Source organism: Streptomyces capoamus, from assembly GCF_014654935.1.
GTDB classification, from domain to species: domain Bacteria; phylum Actinomycetota; class Actinomycetes; order Streptomycetales; family Streptomycetaceae; genus Streptomyces; species Streptomyces capoamus.
In genome coordinates this window covers 55,885-58,796 of the sequence record NZ_BNBF01000020.1, presented here as the reverse complement: position 1 = coordinate 58,796, position 2,912 = coordinate 55,885, and the positions used below count along the sequence as shown (strand labels likewise).

Sequence of the window (2,912 nt, the reverse complement as noted above, 5' to 3'; positions counted from 1 at the left end):
TGGACGTGGGCGAGGACGTGGTGGGCGAAGAGCACCGGCTGGGCGTGCTGGAGGTGGGTGCGGCCGGGCATCGCCACGTCCGGGTGGGCCTCGGCCAGGCCGATCAGGGCGTCCTGGAGGGCGGCGAGCAGGCCGCCGATGATCCGGGCGTGGTCGCGCAGGTACATCCGGAACAGGGTGGCGACCTGGTCGTTGCGGGACCGGCCGGCCCGGAGTTTGCCGCCGAGGTCGGGGCCGAGGCGCTCCAGCAGGCCGCGCTCCAGCGCGGTGTGCACGTCCTCGTCGGCGATGGTGCCGGTGAAGGAGCCGTCGGCGACATCGGCCTCCAGCCGGTCCAGGCCCGCGATCATGCGGGTCAGCTCGTCCTCGGTGAGCAGGCCGGCCCGGTGCAGGACGCGCGCGTGGGCGCGGGAGCCGGCGATGTCGTAGGGCGCGAGCCGCCAGTCGAAGTGGACGGACGCGGACAGCTTCGCCAGGGCCTCGGCCGGCCCGTCGGCGAAGCGGCCGCCCCAGAGCCGTACGTCACCGCTGTTGCTGCTCACTTGCGTTGCTCCTCGAAGCTCTAGGTGTGCCACCGCCTCCCCACCTTTCCAGGCGAGGAGGCGGCTGTCAGGCTGATGCGTGTGAGTGAACCCGTGCGTGTGACCGGTCGCGGTTACGCCAGGTCCCGCTTGGCCGCGATCTTCGACGACAGGCTGTAGATGTCGATGAAGCCCTTGGCCGCCGACTGGTCGAAGGTGTCGCCGGTGTCGTAGGTGGCGAGGTTGAAGTCGTACAGGGACTCCGTGGAGCGCCGGCCGGTGACGACGGCGCGGCCGCCGTGCAGGATCATCCGGATGTCACCGGTGACGTGCTGGTTGGCCTCGTCGATGAAGCCGTCCAGGGCGCGCTTGAGCGGGGAGAACCACTGGCCGTCGTAGACCAGTTCGCCCCAGCGCTGCTCGACCTGCCGCTTGTAGCGGGCGAGTTCGCGCTCGACGGTGACGTTCTCCAGCTCCTGGTGGGCGGTGATCAGGGCGATCGCGCCGGGGGCCTCGTAGACCTCGCGGGACTTGATGCCGACCAGGCGGTCCTCGACCATGTCGATCCGGCCGATGCCCTGGGCGCCGGCGCGCTCGTTCAGCTGCTGGATGGCCTGCAGGACGGTGACGGGCCGGCCGTCGATGGCGACCGGGACGCCCTCCTTGAAGGAGATGACCACCTCGTCGGCCTCGCGGGCGACGGCCGGGTTGGAGGTGTACTCGTAGATGTCCTCGATCGGGGCGTTCCAGATGTCCTCCAGGAAGCCCGTCTCGACCGCGCGCCCGAAGACGTTCTGGTCGATGGAGTACGGGGACTTCTTGGTGGTGGCGATCGGGAGCTGCTTCTCCTCGCAGAAAGCGATCGCCTTGTCCCGGGTCATCGCGTAGTCGCGGACCGGGGCGATGCACTTCAGGTCGGGGGCGAGGGCGACGATGCCGGCCTCGAAGCGGACCTGGTCGTTGCCCTTGCCGGTGCAGCCGTGGGCGACCGTGGTGGCGCCGTGCTTCTGGGCGGCGGCGACGAGGTGCTTGACGATCGTCGGCCGGGACAGGGCGGAGACCAGCGGGTAGCGGTCCATGTAGAGGGCGTTGGCCTTGATGGCGGGGAGGCAGTACTCGTCGGCGAACTCGTCCTTGGCGTCCGCGACCTCGGCCTCGACGGCGCCGCACGCGAGGGCGCGCTTGCGGATGACGTCCAGGTCCTCGCCGCCCTGGCCGACGTCGACCGCAACGGCGATGACCTCGGCGCCCGTCTCCTCGGCGATCCAGCCGATGGCGACGGAGGTGTCCAGACCGCCTGAGTAGGCGAGTACGACGCGCTCGGTCACGGGTTTCTCCTCACAGTGCATTCGCTGACATGCATGAGTATGCAGGGTTCTGCATGATTCGTCAATCAGCACCGGCCGTGCGGGAAATTTCGTGGCGGCGCTGAACAAGCGAAACCGCTTTCGCGTACTCCTCCCCGAACGCAGGCGCCGCGTTGTCACACCCCTTGCCGGGGGTCGACCAGACCCACTCCTGACCCAAGTGAGGCATCCGCATGTCCAGGGCTCTTCCGAAGTACAACCAGCGTCGCGTCGCGATCATCGGCGGCGCCGCAGCCGTGGTGCTGTCCGGCGCGGTGATCGCCGGCTCCGCCCTCGCCGGCACCCCGGCCAAGAGCGACGACACGACCGGCGCCCGCACGCTGGCGAGCCCCGGGACGATCACCTGCCCGGACGTCGCCTCCAAGCTGCCCGCCGTGCCCGCCTCCGCGAAGGCCGAGGTCGACCGCAACCTCGTCCTGCTCCAGACGCAGATCCAGGAGGCGAACAAGCGGTTGCGGGACACGGTGGGCCAGGGCGGCCCCAACTTCGTCAACAACGCGATCCTCGGCCCCCTGAAGGACAAGCGCGTGGCCACCGTCAACCGCATCGCCACGGCGATCGGGCGTACGGCGGCCAAGCCCGCCGGACTGGACGCGCTGGCGCCCTGCACGCTGAACGGGGGCGGGACCGGGGGCGCCGGCACGAACGCGGGCGGCGGCCGGGCCTCGGCGCCGGCGGCCCCGGGCGGCGCGGCCGGCCGGCAGTCCGGCGCCGGTACGGCGGCGGGCGGGAACACCGGGGCCGGCACGATCAGCTGCCCGGACGTCGCCTCCGAGCTGCCCGCCGTGCCCGCCTCCGCGAAGGCCGAGGTCGACCGCAACCTCGCCCTGCTCCAGACCCAGATCCAGGAGGCAAACAAGCGGTTGAAGGACACGGTCGGCCAGGGCGGCCCCAACTTCGTCAACAACGCGATCCTCGGCCCCCTGAAGGACAAGCGGGCCTCGACCATCGACCGCATCGCCCTCTCCATCGGCCGCACCGCGGCCAGGCCGACGGGGCTGGACACGCTGGCCGCCTGCACCCT

3 protein-coding genes are annotated in these 2,912 nt (G+C 71.0%); 1 reads left to right on the top strand and 2 read right to left on the bottom strand.

Annotated elements, in window-relative coordinates; all coding sequences use genetic code 11:
- Together IE312_RS42090 and IE312_RS27570 are read right to left on the bottom strand one after the other, a co-directional pair.
- On the bottom strand, positions 1-542 hold a 542-nt coding region (locus tag IE312_RS42090; RefSeq protein WP_268254360.1), incomplete at its 3' end, for a lyase family protein.
- 113 nt (positions 543-655) lie between these two features.
- Complete coding sequence (locus IE312_RS27570) at positions 656-1,849, bottom strand: argininosuccinate synthase (RefSeq protein WP_189985013.1); 1,194 nt, start codon at positions 1,847-1,849, stop codon at positions 656-658.
- Between the two features lie 212 nt (positions 1,850-2,061).
- Here IE312_RS27570 and IE312_RS27565 point away from each other — a divergent pair.
- A partial coding sequence (locus tag IE312_RS27565; RefSeq protein ID WP_189985105.1) for a hypothetical protein occupies positions 2,062-2,912 on the top strand: 851 nt, incomplete at its 3' end.